Below are 22,395 nucleotides of genomic sequence, written 5' to 3'. Positions count from 1 at the left end.
TTGCTCCTTTCTTCATTATGCTGCCAAAAACCAGACTGTTAGCATTGCAGGTGCGACCGCCAACATAAACGGAAACTGATGCAGTTTTGTGATGCCTAGCAGCAATAATTTATCGTTTACTGTTGTTTCTTCGACTAATAGTGAGTTTGCATAATAATAGTTTTTCTTTATAAGCTTTAGCATAAACTGATAGACAATTAATAGAACAGATACGATTCCAGCATAAATAAATGAAAGCCCCATTAGTAAAATAATGTTCTCCATTTTTAGCAATGCTCCTAAAGCGGCAAACAACTTTACATCTCCCGCTCCAATTCCTTTACATAAAAATACAAGGAGCATAGGAAAAAAGCCGATTGCTGCCCCTAACAAGGAACTGCCTAAGCCTGTAAAGCCTTGGTTAACAACGCAATAAATAATGCCAATAAGCAGCGTGCTAAGCGCTAACCAGTTTGGAATTCGAAACTGTGTCACATCGTAACATAAAGCAATAATAGCAACGATCAATGCCAACCATAAATGAATGCTCATTGCGTTCCTCCCTTGCTGAACTTATTTACTAACTTCAAACGGGTGCTGCAAGCTGTAATTTGATTCTGTTAATGTTAGCTTCAGCATCCAAATTCCCGGTGTTGTATTACCTGAAACATGCCAAGTCCATTCCACTTCTCCATTGTCGTTGGCAGTAGCTGTTCCTAAATGCTTTGCAACACTTTTACCGCTCTTATAATAAACCTCCAGCGTTATCGTACTGTTGGGCTCCGTCAGTACTTTAATTGTTGCTTTTCTGCCCGGCTTTAATGGATTAGGCTCAATTGATGTAATATAAATATAGGATGATTCTGCTTCATCCTTAGAAACCTCGAAATTAAGAGGGACTGCATCTGGCAACCATACACGCTGCATTGCCTGCTCTCTAACCGAGAAACGATGCTCAAAAAAGGGCAGTTTAAAGGGGAGATCATATTGCAGAGCTACAATGACATTGTAGTCTGTATAATGAACAAGATCTGGTAACTGTAAATAAACAAGATGTACATTTTCCTTTTTTAATATAGAGTTTGGCTCTATTCCGACTATAAGCTGCTCAAACCATTCCCGTCCAAGCACTGTAGTGGCTAAATTAGTAGCGGGCCAATAATTGCCCTTTGCTCCTTCCTTAACAAGAGAATCAAGTGGATGAGGCAATAGCTCACCTAACTCATAAATTAGTGCTTCGATACCTTCATTTGCATTTTTAAACTTCGCTTGTTTATTGTCTAATAGTTCGTTATTTAAATAATCTGCAGTTAATGCTACAGGATGAATATAATTTGCCAAACGCTGAGCAGATTGTGCTGCTAATTGCTGTAATGCCATTTGTGCTGAAATCGCCGTGAGCATAGCATAAAAGACGAAAATAAAAGCTATCACTATCGGTACTACAAGAGCTGCTTCGAAGGTAATATGACCATGTTCCTTTATATATTGGGGCAGTGAAGTTTTTTTAACTGAATCAATAGGCTGCTGTAATAAGCTCCTGTCGTCGGTAAACATTGCCGCTCACCTCACTGTCCAATAAGCTATGAATACCTGTTAATTCTGTTAATCCAAGTAAAGACCACAAATGCATAGATAGATCAGCCTGAACAGTAATTGAAGTAGGAACTTTTAGTAAGGATATATCCAAATGATGCTCAATTAAAGCGATCATTCTCGAAAGCTTGGCAGAATAATTAGTTGGAGAAAGTAATAGCAGGAGCCGCAAATATTGTGGGTAACTTATTTTAAGCGGTGCATAACGGGAAAGATCTGTATTCCCTTCATTTATCAATTGCTTCATATCGGTAATCGCCTCTTTCATCCCATGCACGACTGCAGCTCCGAGAATAAGCAGCGGGTGGGTTAAACTGCGATTTAAAATAAACCCTTCAATTGTTCGAATTGCAAAGCGAACAACAAAAATAGTGCCGCTAGCAAGTGCAACATTGGCTAATGGCTCATGTACACCAAATAAAATATATTCCACCTCTTGTTCCGACAGATTAAGCAGACTTGCTAATTCTTTACTGTCAGTTGGAATATTCCCCATCGGAAAGCTTGAAAATTTGCTTAAAGCATATTCATTTACATAGACTGTATCACGAAATGATTCTATAGCACGGCTTAATGTCTCTAGCAAATTATTCAGCATATTAAGCGCACTAGATGCCTGCTTTTTGCCACTACCCTTTAACTCCGTGCCGTTTGGATCAATTGCTTCTCCTTGATGTTGATTGCGCTTAAAATTAAGCTGAAAAAGCTGCTTAACTGCTTCATAATCTTTAGACACCTCTTGAGTATCCTCGATTGCCATAAGCTGTTCTAATATATCTTCATATCCAGCCGATGCTTCTTGAAACTGTTGCTCGTATTGTGCCGCTTTTGCTTTTACCTCTCGTTGCTTATCCAGCTCTTGCTGCCATCTCATTAATAACGTAGCAGGAGCGCGATAATTGAAATTATAATTTTCTAGCTTGTCCTGCAGCTCAGCTAGTGTTTGCTTCGCATCATTTAAGCGAGACGAATTAGTTAAATGCGGCTGATTTACTAGACTGCTCACTTCTTCTGCAAGACGCTTGCCGCCATTAATAATTTCTTCAAGCGCGCTATGCTGACTCTGTATAGCTTCCTGATATTGAACGAAATACTGCTCTCCACGAATCATCGTGTCATCAAAATTAAGCTTATGCAGTTCATTTTCAAGCTCATTGCTGCTTTCGCTAAGCTCTTGGTCCTGTTTTAAATACAGTTTATATTTATTTTGAATACTTTGGTCTAGCGTTCTAGCTTCCCGTAACAGATTGTCATTTTGCTCTGCTAAATCACGATTTTGCTGTAATAACTTATCTAAATCTGTATTCATTATGGAGAGAACATTCGCTGCTTTTGATAGATAGGAGCTAATTTGACTAGAGTATTTATCTCTTTTCCGTTCTAAATTATCAATTTGCTTTCTTAGTTTATGTGACGGTTTTTCTTCATCATCTGAACCTTCACCTTGCTGCTCTCCACTACTAGCAAGCTCCGCCTCCTTTTTTTCAAGCTCAGCTAATCGGTCATATAGCTCGGCAATTTGCCCATTTAGTTTTTCTTCATACTCTAGCCAGCTAATATATTGCGAATATCCATTTAAGATGCTTGGAATGCTGCTGTTCACTGAACTTTGCAAGCCTGAAGCATGGACTATCCCTCCGATTTTCTCTTGATGCGCCATAATTTTCTCGAGCTTGTGCTCACGATCTTCATATAACGACTCTATTTCATTAATAACATCAACAATGTTATTCGCCTCTCTGACTGCATTTGTAATCGACAGCCATTGCTCTAAAAGCTCGATTGTAAAATCAATTGGCGCTCTATATTTCATTTCTTCAAGCACTTGCCGCTCAAAGATAGGATGAAGCCCTAAATAATCTCCTTCAAATATTTCAAATTCCTCAAGCTTAGGTTGAACAAAATCGCTGCCTTGGTCAAAGGAAAATATAGAGTAGCTATTGCTTAAATTTAGCTCCATTGCTTCACGAAACAGTTTATCTGCTGCGCTGCCTCCTCTGGCAAACAAGCCATACTGCTGATACAGCTCGCGATCATATGCAGCAATAACCGATTGAGCGGACAGCTTTAACGCAGATTCCGACGTTCGCTGAAACAGAAATATTCTGGCATAATCTAAAAGCACCATCAAAAACACGGTTAAAACCATCATTATTAATGCGCAAAATATCGTGACTGAACCATCATTGCGAAATAGCAAGCGTTTCACTGGAATAGCGCACCATCCTTATGAGGAGGAAAAGCTTTTTATCGCTTTTCCTCCTTTAAGTTTTCTTTCCTGTTGCTGTTCACTGGTTAAACTGCTAAATTGTTTTGCATAATGCAAAAACAAGTCTACATTTCTTATAAATTGAGTCGGGGCATATATATCGTATTGTGCGGTATATGAAGGGGACGGCAGCAAGATCTGTTGCCGCCAAAACAGAGGAGATATATCTCTGCGAAGCTGTACCGAGATACGAGGAATAAAACTTGAGCTAGTAAAGACTGTTTTGCCATCAACTCCGCTATTTGTAGCGACAATATATTGTTGAGCTTTAATCAATGTATCTTTAATAAGATTGCCGCTTAATGGCAAAGGCTCACTGATTCTCGTAATCTCCAGTTGCTGCGCAGTTCGTTTATCTGATACTGCAAACCATTTTTTTAGTATGACGATGGATAACTCATTTTCATATAAATTGTAATCCTTAGAGGATTGTATTTGTCCTGTACGAAATGAACGGTCTTGTCCATCCCAAATGTAGCTGGCTCGTTCTGCTGCAGTGGTACTAATATACTGTACATAAACTTGCTGATAATCGTAAATCGCAACCAGCATCATAATAACAATAACGCTCAAAATAAGCGGAAAAACTAGCATTGATTCCAGCGTTGCACTTCCTCGCTGATCAGCTCTGAAATCAACGAAAGCTACTCTAATTTTACTTAAACGCATCATCAATACCTTTTTTAGATTTGTTTACAAGCTTATCGACGTATTCCATAATAAAGTCCTTGAAGATGATAAAGATTAATACGACTACAGCAATAATGAGTACAACCTCTAATGTACCAATTCCACTCTCATTACGCCAAAATGATAAAACTTTATCTTTCGTCTTGCTAGCCTGTAACTGCCATTTACCTAACATAATCCATCCCTCCTGATTAGGAATAAACAACAACTAAAATATTTGAAATTAAAGCTACATATTGTTCATCATCATTATCGCAGGTGCAACGATTAATACCATGACTAGCAGCAATATACCGACTAAAGGGAATATCATCTTCGACGAACCTTCTTCCCCCTTTGTGCGAGCCATGTTCTTTCTCGTTTCCCAAAGCGATAAATTTAGTTCCTGTACAGACGAAATAAAGTGTTCTCCTCCTTTTCGATAGCTCAATAATATATAAGTTGTCAGCAAAGACATTTGTTGAAGTGAGCAATTGCGATTTAGTCTTTCAATTGCTGACGTAAAGGCAACCCCATTATTAATCTGATGTACTGCCTCCCGCCATTCAATGTACAATGGATGCTGGCTTGCCTGCTTATTTTGAATACATTTAATAAACGCTTGAACCAGGGTTTCTCCTGCACCTACAAGCAAGGTAATTCTCGTTAATAGCTTTGGCAGCTCCATTAATATTGCTTTACGTCGTTCATCTAACATTTTTTTAGCTGCTTGGCTCAAATTAATAACCAGCACTACGGCGACAGCAATGCAAACGCCAAGTATCGCCCACTCCTCAGCTGCATATGCCAGCCAGCTGCCGATTAGTAAGATTAATAAGGCTTGTCCAATGACTTCATTAAGCAAAAAAACCGTTCCTTCAAAGCTCCATTGATAGCGATGCAACTGCATAAAATAACCATGCAGCATATGAAGCATCGTCATAGCTCGTTGCTCTAATTGGGCTAGCTCATATAAGGAATAAGCAGGCTTATAAATAAACGTTGCTGGAAGCTTAACCTCCTTTCGTCGCTTATATGCTCGTTTTCGCTTGCTCCTTAACTCCTCTGCTTCTATGGATATGGCACGCTGCGCTTGCTTTAACGCCATTTTTTTGTTGACATATATAACGATTTTCTCCTTGCTCGGTATCCCTTTAACCTTGCTTCCGTAAATCAGTAGAAAAGTCCACAATATCGTAATGAATATCGCAACAGCTAGCATTTTTATCACCTATATTTTAATTGTCATAATCCTATCCATTATCCAAAACAGGAGCAGCAATAATAGTAAGATAACGGTTAGTAGTGTATAGCCAAACGGAGATTTTAATGAAGACATATACATAGGAGACATCATATGGAAAAATTGTAGAAAGGCAAAAGGAGTAACCATCATAATTCTGCTTTCAAGCTTCTTTTGTGCCAACAAAACTTTAATTTCATTATCTACAGCAATTTGATCACTAAGCATCGTCGCTGTTCGTTTCATAACAGCAAGCAGGTCACCACCGCTGCGTTTGCAGGTTTGTAATGCCTCGACAAATTGAGTCAGCTCTTCAATATTGGCACGTTCAGATAGCTGTTGTAGGCTTTGCTCAATACTTTCTCCATTACGAATTCGATAGTTGATTATGTCTAATTCAGCGATTAGTTCAACTTTGGAATGATGATAGAGCATTGCCATGTCTTCACTAGCTACAGCAAAGCAATTTTCTAACGAGCGTCCAACAGATAATGAAGATACTAAAGAAAGCAATACATCTTTTAACTGTAATCTCATTCGTTGCTTTCGTTTGGCAATTAGTTTTTTTCGATCATAGGAAATAAAAAAACAGGACAGTGGAGTAAAGAGAAGAGAAAGCCATAGCGACTGATAAAAACTGTAGGTAATAAGAAAGAGTAAACCGCCCCATATTAATAAGCTCTTTGTCAGCTCGATCCGCGATAACTTATATTGGTCATAATAAATGAAAGTCTCGGCGTTAGTTCGGATAATCGGCTTTGTCGGGGCACGAGCAAAATGATTTACAGCTTCCCTGCTTCCTCTAGGACCAGCTCGAGCTGTTGAGCTTGCCTGTCTATCAGCTCCTCTGAAACTATCAAAAGCTTTCCCTAATTGCTTAGAGATATTATTATTTGGCATAAAGCTCCCTCATTTCTAAATCTTTGTTTCTAATGATAAACCAGCCAGTTTGAGCTTTTCCGTACGATATAGCGGATAAGCAGTACGCTTTAGCCGTTTCTGCACACTCTGTTCCTCCCCATCGTATTGAAATAACGGCTGCAGCATGATTTCTCCGTCTTTTATACCGACAATTTGACTAATTTCATAAACCCCGCGACTGCGATCTGAAAACCTTGTTAAATGAATTAAAATATCAAGAGCAGCGCATATTTGACTGCGGACAACCCGCAGCGGTAAGTCATTGCCGCTTAAAATCATCGTTTCTAAGCGAGATAACATATCTTTCACATTGTTAGCATGACCAGTGCTCATGCTCCCCTCATGCCCAGTATTCATCGCTTGTAACATATCCAATGCTTCTTTTCCTCGCACCTCACCAACAATAATTCGATTAGGACGCATTCGCAGGGAAGCTCGAATTAAATCGCGAATCGTAATTTCACCCTTGCCTTCAGAATTTGCATTGCGCGTTTCTAGTGATACAAGATTTTCAATCTCTCTTAGCTGCAGCTCTGCCGCATCCTCAATTGTAATCACTCGTTCATCTCGGGGAATATAACTCGACAGTATATTCAAAAAGGTTGTTTTCCCCGAACCTGTCCCGCCGCTTATAAAAATGTTATATTTCGCTTGAACGAGCACCTTTAACCAAGCAGCAGCTTCTTCACTTAACGCTCCCATTTGTAATAAAGCATCCATAGTCAATGGCTGCTGCGGAAATTTTCGAATGGTTACACAAGGGCCACGTAAAGCGATTGGAGGTAACACTATACTGACGCGAGAGCCATCTGCTAATCTGGCATCCACAATTGGCGATGCTTCGTTTACTACTCGGTTTATCGGAGCAACAATTTGCTGGATAAGACTTTCTAATCGCTCTCGATTTTCAAATTGCAGCTCTAACCTGCTTATCTCGCCATCTCGTTCAATAAAAATTTGCTGCTCATTGTTAATCATAATTTCTGATATTGAAGCATCATCTAAAAGCGGCTGTAAAATATCTAAGCCACGGAAGCTATAATATAGTCGATCGATAAGTGCCAGTTTATCATCCGTTGAAATGATTGTAGTTGATGTCCAGTGCAATACTTCCTCCTCAATGTAAGCACGCAGTTCCTCATCACTAAGTGCTTGTGAAAGCATTGGATGTGAACGAAGCTGATCACGAATTTCTTTAAAAGCTGATTCCAGAATGTGCTGCTTATCATGCTGCTGAATGAATGAATAATTAGCATAAGACTGTTGCTTCATCCTACACTCACTCCTCCAGCTAATTCCCCTTGCTGGATTAAGCGCACAATACATCGTTCCACTGCCGCTCGATAACTAGCAGAACTTAGCAGGACAGGCTCGCCTTTTTGCCATGCTTCAACAAATGGTAAGCATTCAAGTGGACGAGGAATCGCGTTTTCTCCTGCATTGACAGCACTTCCATGCAGATCGTTCATTATGCTCCAGCGATCAAGCTGCAATTGTTGCATAAGATGAGCTTCAAACTGCTCAGCATGTGCGAAAGCAAGCCGATGCTTGTTTTGCCACGAAGGCTTTGGCAATTGAACCATAAAGTTAATGGCACATTGTGCAAGAATTGGCAACGTCCATTGATCTAACCCTGCTGGCATATCAACAATGATAAAATCATATAGCCCGCTTTCAGCTATTGCCATTAAAATAGCTTGCGCATCCTGCGAGGATAAGCCTTGTCGGTCTTCATCATGCTGAAAAGGAGTCAATGAATAAAAGCCGTATTTAGCTAACGCCGTTACTTTATCAGCTAACCATTTTTTTACGTTTTGCTTACTCTTCACAAGATAAAGTAAATCCGAATAAGAGACCCGTTCACTCGCTCCTGTCTCTTGTAAATAATAATCTGACGTATTCCAACGTTCTAAATTATAATAAAATACGCGATAACCTTTACTGGCAAGCAATGCTGCAATATGCAGGGCTAGCATTGTTTTTCCCGTTTGCTCAAGCGTAGAGCAAATTGCTATACAGGGCGATTGTAGCCCAGTTATTTGAAGACTTTTCGTGCCTTCACTCTGACAGGATTGATAGCGTTGCTGTATAAAATGAAGCAATGTTGTTAATGATTGAAATTTGTATAATTCATGCGAGGCTAACTCTCGGCGTTCACTGCTAAGCACGATAAGCGGGATTACTCCGCCCTTCGTCAACAATGTATGTTCCCGAATTTCTCCTCCCCCAGCTTCAATTCTTCGCAGCAATAGGTGATATATTGACTCTTCAACAACGATCAATTGTGCTCGTTCAAGCTCTGCAAGCTGGCTAATTCGTTCAGGGCTAGAGTATAGCTGCAGTCGCCACGTATGATAAATTGGACTTCCTTTCATATAACTCATCAATCTCGTTACATACTCCATATCTGAGCTAATAATTGCAACCGAAATACTCAATGAATTTCCCCCCTCCTGACGCAACAAAAAAACACCGCATAACTGTTGTGCAGAGACAACAGCTATACGGTGCTTCCGTTTCTTATTAATATTGTTGTTTCAAAATATAACATGTCAAACCAATATTTGTCAACCGTTTTTCTTAACTAATTGATGTACGAAAATCGTTTTCCAACTTATCATACCTAAATTTTTTCATTACCAAAGAAGCGGGAAATTTCGATTTCTGCATTTTCTACAGAGTCAGAACCATGGATTACATTATAGTCAACAATTAACGCATAGTCGCCACGAATTGTACCGGCGTTCGCTTCAATTGGATTGGTAAAACCAATTAATGTTCGTGCATTGCGCACTGCTTCATGACCTTCTAAAATCATGGCAAATACTGGTCCAGACGTAATATATTCCACTAATTCGCCGAAGAATGGTTTATGTGACAAATGCGCATAGTGTACTTTAGCAAGATCCTCATCAATTTGCATAAGCTTCGCCGCAGCAATCTTAAAGCCTTTTTCCTCAAAACGAGTCACAATTTTTCCAATCAATCCGCGTTTAACACCATCAGGCTTAATCATAACAAATGTTCTTTCCATACGTAATCCCCTCCAGTATGATACATGCTATATACTATTTTACTTACCTTCTAAACATTTTCTGTTAGCTCTAAAAACTGCTCTACATCTTCAGCAACTAATGTTGCCGCTTCATCCCAAAAATGAGGCTTCGTTAAATCTACGCCAAGATGTTTCTTTGCCAAATCCTCAACCATTAATCGCCCTGTATCGCGCAGCAATGCGTCATAGGAAGCTTTGAAGCTATCTCCTTCTGCTCGTGCCCGTTTATAAATGCCCGAGCTAAACAAATAGCCAAAGGTATAAGGAAAGTTATAGAAAGGGACATCTGTTAAATAAAAATGTAGCTTAGCTGCCCAAAAATGTGGATGATAGTCAGCCAATTGCTCTAAGTAGGCCTGCTTCTGTGCTGCAACCATTAGCTCGTTCAACGTCTCAACCGTTAACGGAGACTCTTTACGTCGCTCATACAAATCACACTCAAAAATAAATCGAGCATGTATATTCATGTAGAATGCAATTGCACGCTGCAACTTATCATCGAGTAGCGCTAATTTTTCCTCACGACTAGGCGCTCTTAACAGAGCTTGATCGGCTACAATCATTTCAGCAAATGTAGATGCAGTTTCTGCCACATTCATTGCATACTCTTGCGTTAAAACCGGCATATCCTTCATCACATGCTGATGATAGGCATGACCTAGTTCATGCGCCAATGTTGAGACATTAGAGGCTGAGCCTGAAAAAGTCATAAAAATCCGTGTTTGCTTGCTTTTTGGCAACGCAGTGCAAAAGCCTCCAGGGCGCTTACCTGCTCGATCCTCAGCTTCAATCCAACGATTTTCAAAAGCCTCTTTGGCAAAGTCGGCTAATTCATCACTAAAGCTCGAAAACTGCTCAATGATAAATTGTGCCGCTTCATCATAGCTCATTTTGCTGCTTGAAGCCGCTAATGGAAGCGGTGCCTCCACATCATGCCAAGAAAGCTTGTCTACTCCAAGCAACTTTGCTTTTCGCTCAAAATAAGGAATTAATAGTTTTTTACCACGATCTACTGCTTGCCACATCGCATCCAATGTTTCCTTGCTCATGCGATTCATGCGCAAAGGCTCCTCAAGATAGGAGTGCCAGTTACGATTTTGATACCATTTTAAACGAAATCCTGCCAGATGATTTAATGTATCTGCACATAAATCTGCCTGCTCACTCCAGCCCTGTTCCCATAATTGAAAGGCAGCCGCACGTACACTGCGATCAATATCGTCAAGTTTATTGGACATTTGCCCAGCAGACAATACAGAGCCATCAGGAAGCTTAAAATTGGTACGAGAGACGATCGTATTGTAAAAATCCCCCCAGCCGTGATAACCGTCAATTGCTAAATCTGCAGCAAGAGCTTCCAGTTCAGGAGCCATCTTGTGACGCGCTAGCTCTCTGCGCTCATTAACATTATATGCGATAGGAGCTAGCTCTGGCTGTGACAAAAATCTCTCCCACTCATCATCTTTTATTGTACTTATCCGAGCATCAAATAAATTTAATACTGCTGTATATGCCGCATTTATCCCCTTTAATCTATCATTGAGCTGAACTGTACGCTTATCAAACATATCCTGTGCCATAAGGCAAGAGATAAATGATTCCGTTTCCCGTAAGGTTGCTAGTATGTCTTGCACTAGTGACACTTGCTTAACTAAGTTTTCGTATGTAATTTCACCGGATTGCTTTAGTAATTGTTTCAGTTCTGCAATCTGTCCCTCGACAGCAACTAATTCCTCATTCAGCTGTGTGGAATTGGAGCCGCCCGAATATATGCTATCCAGTTCCCATTTTAATGAATAACTCATCGTATCCCTCTTTTCTTATTAACATGGTCATTGCGATTCTAGCTAGTTAAGTGTATAACAATAAGTATACCAAAATCATTGGAGGTGTGACGCTATGCTAAAGCAAATGTCACCAGAAACAGCAATGAAGCTAGCTCAACAACTAAAGATTCCAGTAGAGCAGCTCGTTCATACACCAAGACATATCCTAATGGCGAAGCTTGCCGAACTTGCAAAGCAACAAGCTCAGGAAGCAAACTCTGAACCTTCGCACTCTAACCATTCGAAGGAGTCAGAAGCATGATTCCATTTAAAAATACACTGCCTTATCAAGTTATTCGAAATGATTATTACGCAGAACAATGCCCATTTTGTTATTCCGAGCAAATATTATTGCCATTAAAAAGGAAAGAAATTCCCGACATTCAATCTGGGAAGAAAAAACTGCTCGTATTTCCTTGTTGTTATGAAAAGCTGACGATCGTTGATGTCGATGACGATTACTTGCTTGCTGATAGTCCAGTTCGTAAATAAGGTAAAAAAGCTACAGTATGAGAGAAGCGTCCTCTCAAAATACTGTAGCTTTTTTATCTGCTTTTTCACTATAAGTAGCCAGCTGGCTTTAGTTATTAAATTGATGCAATCTTCTGTTATTGAGCCATTCTTGCTTGCTCAGCAACTTCTTTCCAACGCTCACGACTTGCACGTATCATTCCTGCATCCATAATAGATTGATCGTTTACAACTCGTGAAAACCATTTGATAGCTTCATTATAATTTCCTACTCGACTGTTCAACTCGCCGATAAGATACAGCAATCTAGCATTTGATTCACTGTCGGTTTCATGCTGATATACAGTAATATATTCCTCTAAGGCAAACTGTAAGAAGCGCTGCTCGTTTGCAACATCTCCAAGTTCACGATAAAGCCATGCAATATGATGGAGATACCCTGCAATAACACGTGGGTTCTCATTAATTAACTGAGCAATCATTAATGCACGCTTGTAAGTAATAAGTGCTTGCTTAGCCGTACGCTCTCCATGAAAATATTGTTCCTTCCAATGTCTGCCGATTTGATCAAAATACAATGCTTTTTCTTCATCAGTTAACTCTTTTTTTCCGTTTTCTGAAAATGCATAACCACATTGCGGACAAACTCTAATTACATAATAGTCGGGATTAATACCATGCTTATAATAGCCACAAAAATCTGAGTCTGTTCGATACGGACCTTTAAAGCTGGGTCTAACCCTCGTAATATTAAATGTAATTTCGCAACAAGGACATTCTGTCGTTGAGATATAAATCGGCTCCATAAGCCACACTCCTATTCATCGCTGTTAACCATTTTCTTCGCTGTTAATGAAATGATATGCCGGGCCAGCTAGCTTGTCTAGGATTAAAGTCCTAGTGGAAGAGGGAAGATCAATTTCCTCTAGTGCTTCCTTCATACAACTAAGCCACGCCTTTGCTCTTTTTTCAGTTATTGCAAAAGGCAGATGACGTGCTCGCATCATGGGATGTCCATATTGCTCTGTATAAAGTGGAGGTCCGCCAAAAAATTGAGTCAAAAATAGATACTGCTTTTCCTTTACTGGATTAATATCTTGCGGAAAAAGTGGTCCTATTTCTGGATTTTGTTGCACTTTAGGATAGAATGCTTCAACGATTTGACGTATTGTTGCAGCTCCTCCAATAAGCTCGTATGTACTTTGATGCGACATTTAAATCACTCCTACGTCAATCTTGTGATCATTATATCATAGCAATAAATAAAATTTAAGATTGACTAGGTCTATAAAATTAATATTTTTACACAAAATTAAGTCTATAGTCACAAATAAGCCCTTGACAATGCGATCCAGCTGCCCGTTCACCCAATCGTTAACAGAAAAAGGCAGCAACTGCTTATATCAAGGGCTGTTTTGTATTCAAATATGCAATCTAAATAGTCCAAATCCTACTTAATTTGAAGTAACTTACACGGATAAATTCCAAGACATTTCCCAAAACGCTAATTCATAGCGGGAGCAGGCAACAAACACATCGATTAAATGCTTAATCTGCTTTTCGGTGTAATGCTCCGTCAGCGTATTCAGTGTATTTAACAGCAAAGCATTATCTTCTGAATAACGCTCAGAATTGTATCCTTTTATCCAATCTCCATAAAAATCATGATGAATAGAAGCAGGATTATTTTTAAGTATTGTTTTGGCAATGATCTCATAGCTGTAAGCGCAAGAAAGAATCGCAGCTAAAATTTCCGCCTCTCCCTCCTCATATGCAACTCGCAGCATATATGAGGTATAGGAGAGATTATCTAATGAGCGAGGAGTATTATTAATCTCTTCCTCTGTTACATGAAGTCTGTTTAAATATCCGCGATGAATGTCCAGTTCTCCATTGATGATTGAAATATATTTGGCAAACAATTTAGTCGTTTCTAGGCTTTTCGCTTTTGCCACACCAATTGCAAATACCTTCGCATAGTCCTCAAGGTAAAGAGAGTCTTGAATAATATAATGTCGAAATTTATCCTTACAAAGTGTCCCGTCTTGGATTCCCATAACAAAGGGGTGCTTATTATATTGTTGCCAAATGTCTTTAGCTGCATCTAACAATCTATCCACAGTTTTCATTAAAATCGTTCTCCTATATGACTTAAATTATTTTCTAATGCAAACTCACCAGTTAAATGAAATGTATGATGTATTGGACCATTTCCTTGTCCAAGATTGAGCATAGCAGCTAAAGCACCGGTAACATAATTTTTCGCCCGCTGCACAGAAGCAGATAGCTCAAAGCCTTTTGCCAAATTGGCAGCAATTGCGCTCGATAGCGTGCAGCCAGTTCCATGCGTATTCGAAGTTTCAATTCGCTTGCCACGGAACCATTGCAACTTCTGATTGGCATAAAGCAGATCATTGGCATCATTGACGCCATGGCCACCCTTTAGCAAAACCGAGCATTTGTAAGCTTCGCTAATCCATTGTGCGGCAACCATCATATCCTCCTCATCCTCAATCCTCATACTAGACAGCACTTCTGCTTCTGGTATATTAGGTGTGATAACAGTCGCTAGCGGCAGCAATTTTTCTTTTAGCATAGCAATTGCATCATCCTGCATTAGCTTAGAGCCAGAAGTAGAAACCATAACTGGATCAAGCACAACGTTTTTTGCTTTATAATAAATTAGGCGCTCAGCAATAACTTCCATTAGCTCCGAATTCGAAACCATCCCTATTTTTACTGCATCAGGAACAATATCTGTAAAAATCATATCTATTTGTTGCAGCAAAAATTGCGGAGATACTTCAACAATAGCGGTTACTCCTGTTGTATTTTGTGCAGTTAAGGCAGTAATTGCACTCATCCCGTAAACTCCGTTCATTGTCATCGTTTTTAGATCGGCTTGAATACCAGCGCCTCCACTGCAATCACTGCCAGCAATTGTTAATGCTGTTCTCATACTCATTCTCCTTGCCTTATAATTTACAAGTAAATGATTCCTTAAGAAACGGTATTATGTCTATTGACAGTCAGCTCAGCCAGCTTGCGAAGTTCGCGACATTCATGCTCAATATCCTCGGCAGCAAAAATAGCACTAACTAAGGCCACTCCATCAACCCCAGAATCTGCTAATTGCAGCATATTGCTTTTGTTAATCCCACCAATCGCAACTACTGGAAGATCTACGGCATGACAAATATCGCGAAGTGTCTGGAGAGTTACAGCTTTTGCATTCTGCTTGGTAGCAGTAGAAAAGACAGCACCTATTCCAAGGCAATCTGCTCCGTTACGAACAGCCTCTAAAGCTTCTTCAACGTTATGCACCGACACACCAATCATCATTCTGTCACCAACTAAAGACCGAACCTGCGAAACGTTCATATCCCCCTGGCCAACATGAATCCCATCTGCATTACACGAAATAGCAATTTCCACATTGTCATTAACAAAGAAAGGAACACCATATTGCTTACAGAGGTCAGCTATTTCTAGCGCTTCTGCCAAAAACGCTTCATAGCCGAGTTCTTTTTCACGAAGTTGCACACAGGTAACCCCACCTTTCAGGGCAGATTCTACTTGCTCATACAGACTTTGCTTACCGACCCAGGCTCGATCTGTAACTGCATAAAGTAACATATGTTTCTTATCGCACTTCATACTTTGCACCTTTCTCCAACTGTGTCGGTGTTAAATTATAAATGGCATCAATGATATAGTTTCTGCAAGATGCATTGCCATCCATAGGGGATAGTCGCAAATGAGCAAGTTCTCCTGCTATGCCCATCGCACAAACCGCCGCTGCAGTTGCTTGTAAAGGATGCTGTGGATTTGCTGCTAAAAACGATGCTATCAAAGCTGAAAGCTGACAACCAGTACCAGTTATCGAGGACATTATAGGATGACCATTGCGAATACAGTATGCTTGGTTTTCATTGGCAACAATATCGATTGCACCAGTTATAGCTACAACCGTTCTATGTTTTTGAGCAAATGCTTTTGCAAAACTAACCGCTTCGTCTAAATTCTCATCCGTTACTTTATCAGCTGCATCAGCATCGACTCCTCTGGTCGTTCCACTGCCATGAGCTAATGTTTTAATTTCTGAAATATTCCCGCGTATACAAGTGAATTGAACTTCCTCAAGCAGCTTAAAGGCTGAATCTGTACGCAATTTTGAGGCACCAACACCAACTGGATCAAAGACAACGGGATGTGCCAATTCATTTGCTTTTTTTCCTGCAGCCAGCATAGCGGCAAAGGTACTTTCGTTTAACGTGCCGAGATTAATATTAAGACTGCCACAAATTGCAGTAATCTCCGCAACTTCTTTCACATCGTCTGCCATAATCGGAGATGCCCCACAAGCGAGCACAATGTTGGCACAATCATTGACGGTCACATAGTTTGTAATATTGTGGACGAGCGGACCAGTCTTACGAACGTTAGTTAGCAAAATTTCAAACATTACATACACTCCTCTATCAATTTGAGATTTGAAGATTACTTGCAATCAGAACATTGCAACATGACCCTCTTTTACAGCAAAACAAGATAGAAAAGCGTCTTACTTTGTTCCAATGACCTTGGATTCTATGCACCTTCAGTAGCAAAAAAAAGGAGACACCTCGGGTGCCTCCTATGAAAAACTCCATCGATGACTTCCTACGGCGGCATTATCCGCATCAGGTTAAGGGTCGAAGGTCTCACCTTCCTCTCAGCCTGTTAAGACAATCTTGTCTTGTCTGCAAGCTCCCCTGCCAAATCTCTATTCAATTAAAAAAGGAGACACCTTGGGAGCGCCTCCTGAAAATAGTTCATCGACGACTTCCTACGGCGGCATTATCCGCATCAGGTCAAAGGGTCGAAGGCTTCACCTTCCTCTCAGCCTGTAAGACGATCATGTCTGCAAGCTCCCCTGCAATAATTTGTATTATACTGGCAATTTTACTATTTTTCAAGAGAAATAAAAAAGCCAGTCTCTGCACCATAGCAGAACTGGCTATCTAAACTTGTAAAATTTACAACTTTATTTATAATCATAATCTTTATTATTTGCTGGGGAGGATACTGCTTCTCTGATCACATATACAAACGCGCATACTAGAATACCTGTCAGAATGGCCATGATCATCACTCCATCATCTCATATATATTTAGTATATCACATTTCGTCATTGTTTAGTGGTCAATTTGTATTACGTTTACATTACAAATATTGATTGTTAGCTAAGCGGCATGCTTGTACCTCCTATTTCATATATATTTATAAGAATTAAAAATTAAGAGAATAGGATGTACCCGTATGTTAAAAATACTGTTCCGACCATTAAGTTTGCTTGGTATATTATCGTCAATAATCATCCTACTTATGCTTCTCTTTCCACAGCAGGCACTAAGCGCTTCGTTACGTGGTTTAGCCATCTGGTGGGAAGTTTTATTTCCTGCACTATTTCCTTTCTTTGTTATATCTGAACTTATGCTTGGCTTCGGTGTAGTGCACTTTTTCGGAAAAATTTTAGATCCGTTAATGCGACCAATCTTTCGTATTCCTGGCATTGGCGGCTTTGTCGTTACGCTAGGATATATTTCTGGTTATCCTGTTGGAGCAAAGTTAACAGCCCAATTATATGAGCAACGCTTACTAAATCGACGTGAAGGTGAGCGCTTAGTAGCCTTTACCACCTCCTCTGACCCGATTTTTTTAATTGGTGCGGTTTCAATTGGCTTCTTTGGACAGGCAAAACTGGCAGTTATCCTAGCTGCTGCTCATTATATTGGGGCATTAATTGTAGGTATTCTTATGCGGTTTCATGATGTAAGCGAAGAAGAGAAGAAGGCATTCAATAAGTTAGCAACTAAAAGCTTTGCTGGTCAATATCAACGCAGCCTGCTACATCAAGCTCTGCACGCGATGCATGAGGCAAGACTGCTGGATGGCCGATCGCTGGCTGTCATTATTCATCAAGCAATCAATTCTGCGTTACGTCTAATGATTGTTGTTGGCGGATTAGTCGTGTTCTTTTCTGTCGTTCTTCAGTTATTGTCTGATGCTAAACTTTTAGCAACGATGATTGTTGCATTAGAGCATTTGTTTCAATTGCTGGGAATTTCTCCGCTCATAGCAGAAGGCATTATTCCAGGCGTATTTGAAGTTACGCTTGGTGCGCAACAAGCCAGTTTAACTGCACTTCCTTTGCAGCATCAAGCAGCGCTCGCTGTTGCAGTGCTTTCTTGGGGCGGACTTTCAGTGCATGCGCAAATTGCCAGTATATTAAGTCACACCTCGATACGATATACTCCTTTTCTATTTGCTCGGCTTCTGCACTGCATTGTTTCGGTCATTTTATTGTATCTCCTTTGGAATTGGCTAGGACCCAGCTAAAGAAGTTATTACACCTTGAACATTGCTTTCATTTCAGCTATGCTTTTATATGTACAAGGAACATGTAAAGGAGCTTATTACATTGAAATATGCTGTTATCGATCGCGGAGACTCTTTATCCAAGGAATTAGCGCAATCCTTCATCAAACTCGCAAGTGAAAAAGGTCTTCAGCAGGATCAGCAAAAGCCGAATATTGTCCTGTCCATTGGCGGAGACGGAACGTTATTGGAAGCCTACCATTATTATTTAGATCAAATTGAGCATGTTGCTTTTGTCGGAATCCATACTGGACATCTTGGCTTTTATGCCGACTGGAAGCCTCATGAGCTGGAGCTACTTGTAGAGAAAATGAGTACTATTGAACCGAATATCGTTCAGTACCCATTAGCAAATATTGAGCTTGTTACGCAATCAGGCACTTATCAGTACTATGCGCTAAATGAGTTTACGCTTAAAGGCGTCGACAATACAATGGTCGCACAAGTGAATATTAATGGTGAGCAGTTTGAAATGTTTCGTGGAGATGGCATTGTTATTTCTACTCCTACCGGTAGCACTGCATACAATAAAAGCTTGGGAGGATCGATTGTTCATCCAACTATTGAATCTTTGCAGATCACTGAAATCGCCTCGATTAACAACATTGTTTATCGAACGCTTGGTTCGTCTGTATTGCTGCCAAAGCACCATTACTGCGATATCATTTGTATGAAACAGCAAAAAATTCAAATTAATGTGGATCATATTGGTAAAATGTTTGATGATGTTATCTCAATAAAATGTGCGGTTGCTTCTAAAAAAGTTAGATTTGCCCGCTACAGACCGTTCCCATTCTGGAATCGTGTTCGCAATGCGTTTATTGGGATCGACTCACTAAATTAATATAATCAATAAGGGATGCCTAGAAGCATTGTAACAAATGCTCTAAGCATCCCTTTCTTAATTGAGAAATGCAATTGTGGTATTGTTAGCTGTTGCTAGAATTTAATTGCTCAGCTTGATGTCTGTTGCCTTTGTTTTTTTTATCTTGAGGACGATTGCCCTTACGATAAAAATTATCTTTTCGCTTAAGCTTTCCTTCCTTCTTGCTTCCATTGTCCAACTCATTCTCTATCGCATCATCGACTTGAGCCTTAGCTTGTTGACGTTGATTGCTACGAGAGCGTTGATGGTTACGTGAGCGAGACTTCTCAGCACCGTTCTCTTCCCCGCCTTTTTCACGTTGAACGGAGCGCTTGCTGCGATTGGCAGCTTCCTTTGTATTTAAAGAGCTGAGCTCGTCATCGAAGCTATCCAGCAAAGTAGATTTTGTTTTTACTTCCTTTGAGTCACTTCCGTCTTTTTCATCCTTAGCTTCTTTAGCTTCTTTCATCTCCTTCGAATCTTTTTGCTTAGAATCCTTACTTTCCTTTTCCTTGGTTACAATCGTCGGTAAGGTTCTTGTATATTCTGGTTCTTGGAGATAAATATGCTCCTCGCCATCGTTAATCGACTCGTCCTTATTTTTTTTCTCCAGCAAAAAATAAGCACAGCCGAAATTACAATACTCATTAAGGTAATCTGTAATATAAGAAAACGTGGAGTCTTTAGTTGCTTTTTGATGGCCGTCTCTGAAAAAGCCCTTTAATCGAAGCTGATTATAGCCCCAATCTCCAACAATATAATCATAACGCTCTAAAACCTCGCTATAACGATTACGAAAAGCTTCAACATTCCAGCCATTACGATTTTCCATAATTAACTCATACGTATTTCCTGCGATATGAATAATTGCCACTCGTGCACCTCTCCTCTGACTTTAAATCACAATATTAGAGCAAGCGCCAGATCGGGAAGTAACAGCACCTTCTGTTGCTTCGGACACAACTTGATGGGATGCATCGGCTGCCATAGAAGCATAAGCTGAATCAGTTTGCTCATGGGCATGGTATGAGCTACGAACAAGCGGACCTGATTCCACATGTCTAAATCCACGCTTCAAGCCTTCCAACTTCAATTTTGCAAATTCATCTGGATGTACATAACGTTCTACTTTCAAATGCTTTGGAGTCGGTTGTAAATATTGACCAATCGTCAAAATGTTACAGTCCACTGCACGTAAGTCATCCATCGCCTCTATAATTTCATCCCACTCTTCACCAACCCCAAGCATAATGCTGGATTTCGTAGGAATCTTTGGCTTCATTTCCTTTGCACGTTTTAACAGCTCTAATGAACGTTCATATTTCGCTTTAGCACGAACTCGGTCTGACAATCTTCTGACCGTTTCAATATTATGGTTCAAAATATCTGGGTTAGCATCCATAACGACCTGTAATGCATCCCAATTTCCCATAAAATCCGGGATAAGTACTTCTACACGACAAAATGGTAATCTTTTACGGATTGCTTTTATCGTTGCAGCGAAGATCGACGCTCCGCCATCTGCCAAATCATCACGAGCTACCGAAGTAACAACGCAATGTCTTAAATCCATTTGTTCTGCAGCTTCTGCAACACGCTCTGGCTCCTGTAAATCCAATTCAGTCGGCATTCCTGTATTTACTGCACAAAAACGACAGGCACGAGTACAAATATCACCTAAAATCATAAATGTTGCTGTTCGGTTAGCCCAACATTCATAGATATTTGGACAGCGCGCCTCTTCACAAACTGTATGTAGCGTTTTAGTTCGCATCATATCTTTAATTTCAGCGTAATTACCGCCAGTAGTTAGTTTAATTCTTAGCCAATCAGGCTTTTGCAACTTTTCACTTTGTTGTTTCATTGAACAGTACCTGCTTTCAATTACTTTTTTCAATTACTTACTTGTATAAAAATTACAGTCTACAACTAAACATTGGTTTTATTATATCATAAAATTTGCAAATTGCAGTGCTTATTACTGCAGATTGAAATCCAGTTGGATATTTTTCATTATCTAGAGAACAATAACATTAGTGAATGTGTGAAAGGATGATATTGATGACAAGGCTTCGTACATTAACCTTTATTGTAATCCTTCTCCTTCCTATGTATGCTTCTTTCGCAAAAGTTGTCCAGGCCAACGAGCAAATGTCTCCTGAACAAATTTATGCTGCTAGGTTAGAGCTTTATAACAACCTCTCTGTAATGACAGGAATTCCATGGCAATGGATAGCTGCAATTGATCAATATGAGCGCTCCTTGACACGGGCTAAGCCGAAGGCAAGGCCTCAGCATGGCAAGCTCACAGGAATATACGTTGATGAAAGAAAGTGGGCAGGGGTATTAAATCCTGACAGTCAGGACGAGGAGCCTTCATCGATTGCATTTTTCCAAGGGATTGGTCGTGATGGAGATGGAGATAATCGCGCAAGCCGCAGCAGCGATATTGATCTTCTTGCCTCAGTATTATCTGAAATTGGTAAGCACGGACACGATGATGATAATTTAATGATTGGTCTATGGGAATACTATCAAAATACACGTGCTGTAAAACGTATTGAGCAATTTCATCAACTTTATCAACACTACGACAAGCTTGATTTATTTGAGCATGCATTTCCATTGCCATTAAACTCAACTTACGCCTATCGTGATACATGGGGCGATCGTCGTGGCTGGGGAGGAAAGAGAATTCATGAAGGAACAGATATTTTCGCCAGCTACGGCACTCCTGTACGCAGCACTTGCTACGGTGTCATTGAAACAAAAGGTTGGAATCGTTATGGCGGCTGGAGAGTCGGGATACGTGATTTAAATAACTATTATCATTATTACGCTCACCTTTCAGGCTTCGCCAAAGATTTGCAAGTTGGTCAAATCGTTGAGCCTGGCCAAGTGATCGGGTGGGTAGGCAGCTCAGGCTATGGAAAGCCCGGCACTTCTGGTAAGTTTCCTCCTCATTTACATTATGGTATCTATAGTGACCGCGGTCTTATTGAATGGGCCTTCGATCCATATCCAAGCCTTAAGCGCTGGGAAACAGAGGAGCGCAAACGCCTACGCAGCAAATAAGCTAC

At 40.2% G+C, this 22,395-nt stretch carries 24 protein-coding genes and 2 riboswitches; of the genes, 5 read left to right on the top strand and 19 right to left on the bottom strand.

Annotation, left to right across the window (positions count from 1 at the left end; translation table 11 throughout):
• Positions 1-15: 15 nt before the first annotated feature.
• The 11 genes from AC2TDL_RS15310 to AC2TDL_RS15260 form a co-directional block, all read right to left on the bottom strand.
• Positions 16-531: an A24 family peptidase gene (locus AC2TDL_RS15310; RefSeq protein WP_484696939.1), complete on the bottom strand. Its 516-nt coding sequence runs from the start codon at positions 529-531 to the stop codon at positions 16-18.
• Between the two features lie 21 nt (positions 532-552).
• Complete coding sequence (locus AC2TDL_RS15305) at positions 553-1,536, bottom strand: hypothetical protein (protein WP_484696938.1); 984 nt, start codon at positions 1,534-1,536, stop codon at positions 553-555.
• The gene (locus AC2TDL_RS15300; protein WP_484696937.1) at positions 1,496-3,784 is read right to left on the bottom strand and encodes a TadE/TadG family type IV pilus assembly protein; all 2,289 of its coding nucleotides are present in this window, start codon (positions 3,782-3,784) and stop codon (positions 1,496-1,498) included. The genes AC2TDL_RS15305 and AC2TDL_RS15300 overlap by 41 nt, the downstream gene beginning before the upstream one ends.
• An 18-nt stretch (positions 3,785-3,802) precedes the next feature.
• Entirely contained in the window at positions 3,803-4,516 is a 714-nt protein-coding gene (locus AC2TDL_RS15295) for a TadE/TadG family type IV pilus assembly protein (RefSeq protein ID WP_484696936.1), read from the bottom strand.
• Positions 4,500-4,709: a Flp1 family type IVb pilin gene (locus tag AC2TDL_RS15290; protein ID WP_484696935.1), complete on the bottom strand. Its 210-nt coding sequence runs from the start codon at positions 4,707-4,709 to the stop codon at positions 4,500-4,502. The genes AC2TDL_RS15295 and AC2TDL_RS15290 overlap by 17 nt, the downstream gene beginning before the upstream one ends.
• Before the next feature lie 54 nt (positions 4,710-4,763).
• Complete coding sequence (locus AC2TDL_RS15285) at positions 4,764-5,735, bottom strand: hypothetical protein (RefSeq protein WP_484696934.1); 972 nt, start codon at positions 5,733-5,735, stop codon at positions 4,764-4,766.
• Positions 5,736-5,744: 9 nt separating this feature from the next.
• On the bottom strand, positions 5,745-6,656 hold the full coding sequence (locus AC2TDL_RS15280) for a type II secretion system F family protein (RefSeq protein ID WP_484696933.1): 912 nt from the start codon (positions 6,654-6,656) through the stop codon (positions 5,745-5,747).
• A gap of 15 nt (positions 6,657-6,671) precedes the next feature.
• Positions 6,672-7,892, bottom strand: coding sequence for a TadA family conjugal transfer-associated ATPase (locus tag AC2TDL_RS15275; RefSeq protein WP_484701210.1), 1,221 nt, complete (start codon positions 7,890-7,892; stop codon positions 6,672-6,674).
• 53 nt (positions 7,893-7,945) lie between these two features.
• Complete coding sequence (locus AC2TDL_RS15270) at positions 7,946-9,115, bottom strand: P-loop NTPase family protein (RefSeq protein WP_484696932.1); 1,170 nt, start codon at positions 9,113-9,115, stop codon at positions 7,946-7,948.
• Between the two features lie 185 nt (positions 9,116-9,300).
• Positions 9,301-9,711 (bottom strand): nucleoside-diphosphate kinase, encoded by a 411-nt coding sequence (gene ndk, locus AC2TDL_RS15265; protein WP_484696931.1) that lies wholly within the window; start codon positions 9,709-9,711, stop codon positions 9,301-9,303.
• A 50-nt stretch (positions 9,712-9,761) separates the two neighbouring features.
• Positions 9,762-11,537, bottom strand: coding sequence for a M3 family oligoendopeptidase (locus AC2TDL_RS15260; protein ID WP_484696930.1), 1,776 nt, complete (start codon positions 11,535-11,537; stop codon positions 9,762-9,764).
• Between the two features lie 94 nt (positions 11,538-11,631).
• On the opposite strand from AC2TDL_RS15260, the gene AC2TDL_RS15255 reads away from it, so the two are divergent.
• Both AC2TDL_RS15255 and AC2TDL_RS15250 read left to right on the top strand, forming a co-directional pair.
• Complete coding sequence (locus tag AC2TDL_RS15255; RefSeq protein WP_484696929.1) at positions 11,632-11,820, top strand: YycC family protein; 189 nt, start codon at positions 11,632-11,634, stop codon at positions 11,818-11,820.
• Positions 11,817-12,050 (top strand): hypothetical protein, encoded by a 234-nt coding sequence (locus AC2TDL_RS15250; RefSeq protein WP_484696928.1) that lies wholly within the window; start codon positions 11,817-11,819, stop codon positions 12,048-12,050. Before AC2TDL_RS15255 ends, AC2TDL_RS15250 begins: the two co-directional genes overlap by 4 nt.
• A 116-nt stretch (positions 12,051-12,166) precedes the next feature.
• Here AC2TDL_RS15250 and AC2TDL_RS15245 read toward each other — a convergent pair whose 3' ends face one another.
• From AC2TDL_RS15245 to thiM, 6 genes are all read right to left on the bottom strand, one after another.
• Positions 12,167-12,835 (bottom strand): DUF2225 domain-containing protein, encoded by a 669-nt coding sequence (locus tag AC2TDL_RS15245; protein ID WP_484696927.1) that lies wholly within the window; start codon positions 12,833-12,835, stop codon positions 12,167-12,169.
• Between the two features lie 24 nt (positions 12,836-12,859).
• The gene (locus tag AC2TDL_RS15240) at positions 12,860-13,243 is read right to left on the bottom strand and encodes a globin domain-containing protein (protein ID WP_484696926.1); all 384 of its coding nucleotides are present in this window, start codon (positions 13,241-13,243) and stop codon (positions 12,860-12,862) included.
• Between the two features lie 255 nt (positions 13,244-13,498).
• Entirely contained in the window at positions 13,499-14,158 is a 660-nt protein-coding gene (tenA, locus tag AC2TDL_RS15235) for a thiaminase II (RefSeq protein WP_484696925.1), read from the bottom strand.
• Positions 14,158-14,988 (bottom strand): bifunctional hydroxymethylpyrimidine kinase/phosphomethylpyrimidine kinase, encoded by an 831-nt coding sequence (thiD, locus tag AC2TDL_RS15230; protein ID WP_484696924.1) that lies wholly within the window; start codon positions 14,986-14,988, stop codon positions 14,158-14,160. The genes tenA and thiD overlap by 1 nt, the downstream gene beginning before the upstream one ends.
• 41 nt (positions 14,989-15,029) lie before the next feature.
• Entirely contained in the window at positions 15,030-15,686 is a 657-nt protein-coding gene (thiE, locus tag AC2TDL_RS15225; protein ID WP_484696923.1) for a thiamine phosphate synthase, read from the bottom strand.
• Positions 15,673-16,494 (bottom strand): hydroxyethylthiazole kinase, encoded by an 822-nt coding sequence (thiM, locus tag AC2TDL_RS15220; protein ID WP_484696922.1) that lies wholly within the window; start codon positions 16,492-16,494, stop codon positions 15,673-15,675. Before thiM ends, thiE begins: the two co-directional genes overlap by 14 nt.
• Positions 16,495-16,671: 177 nt before the next feature.
• A riboswitch (TPP riboswitch) is annotated at positions 16,672-16,795 on the bottom strand.
• Between the two features lie 42 nt (positions 16,796-16,837).
• Positions 16,838-16,956, bottom strand: a riboswitch (TPP riboswitch).
• Positions 16,957-17,331: 375 nt separating this feature from the next.
• Here thiM and ylbJ point away from each other — a divergent pair.
• Positions 17,332-18,411 carry a sporulation integral membrane protein YlbJ gene (ylbJ, locus tag AC2TDL_RS15215; protein ID WP_484696921.1) on the top strand — a complete coding sequence of 360 codons (1,080 nt, stop codon included), beginning with the start codon at positions 17,332-17,334 and terminating at the stop codon, positions 18,409-18,411.
• Between the two features lie 82 nt (positions 18,412-18,493).
• On the top strand, positions 18,494-19,294 hold the full coding sequence (locus AC2TDL_RS15210; RefSeq protein WP_484701208.1) for an NAD kinase: 801 nt from the start codon (positions 18,494-18,496) through the stop codon (positions 19,292-19,294).
• An 85-nt stretch (positions 19,295-19,379) separates the two neighbouring features.
• On the opposite strand, the gene AC2TDL_RS15205 is transcribed toward AC2TDL_RS15210, so the two are convergent.
• Positions 19,380-20,189 (bottom strand): YutD family protein, encoded by an 810-nt coding sequence (locus tag AC2TDL_RS15205; RefSeq protein ID WP_484696920.1) that lies wholly within the window; start codon positions 20,187-20,189, stop codon positions 19,380-19,382.
• 21 nt (positions 20,190-20,210) lie between these two features.
• Positions 20,211-21,179, bottom strand: coding sequence for a lipoyl synthase (gene lipA, locus AC2TDL_RS15200; protein WP_484696919.1), 969 nt, complete (start codon positions 21,177-21,179; stop codon positions 20,211-20,213).
• Positions 21,180-21,424: 245 nt separating this feature from the next.
• On the opposite strand from lipA, the gene AC2TDL_RS15195 reads away from it, so the two are divergent.
• Complete coding sequence (locus AC2TDL_RS15195; protein ID WP_484701205.1) at positions 21,425-22,390, top strand: M23 family metallopeptidase; 966 nt, start codon at positions 21,425-21,427, stop codon at positions 22,388-22,390.
• The last annotated feature ends 5 nt before the right edge of the window (positions 22,391-22,395 follow it).

It is taken from the genome of Paenibacillus sp. plas6 (genome assembly GCF_057221655.1).
The sequence above is the reverse complement of the archived record's forward strand: the minus strand, read 5'-3'. Positions and strand labels throughout refer to the sequence as shown.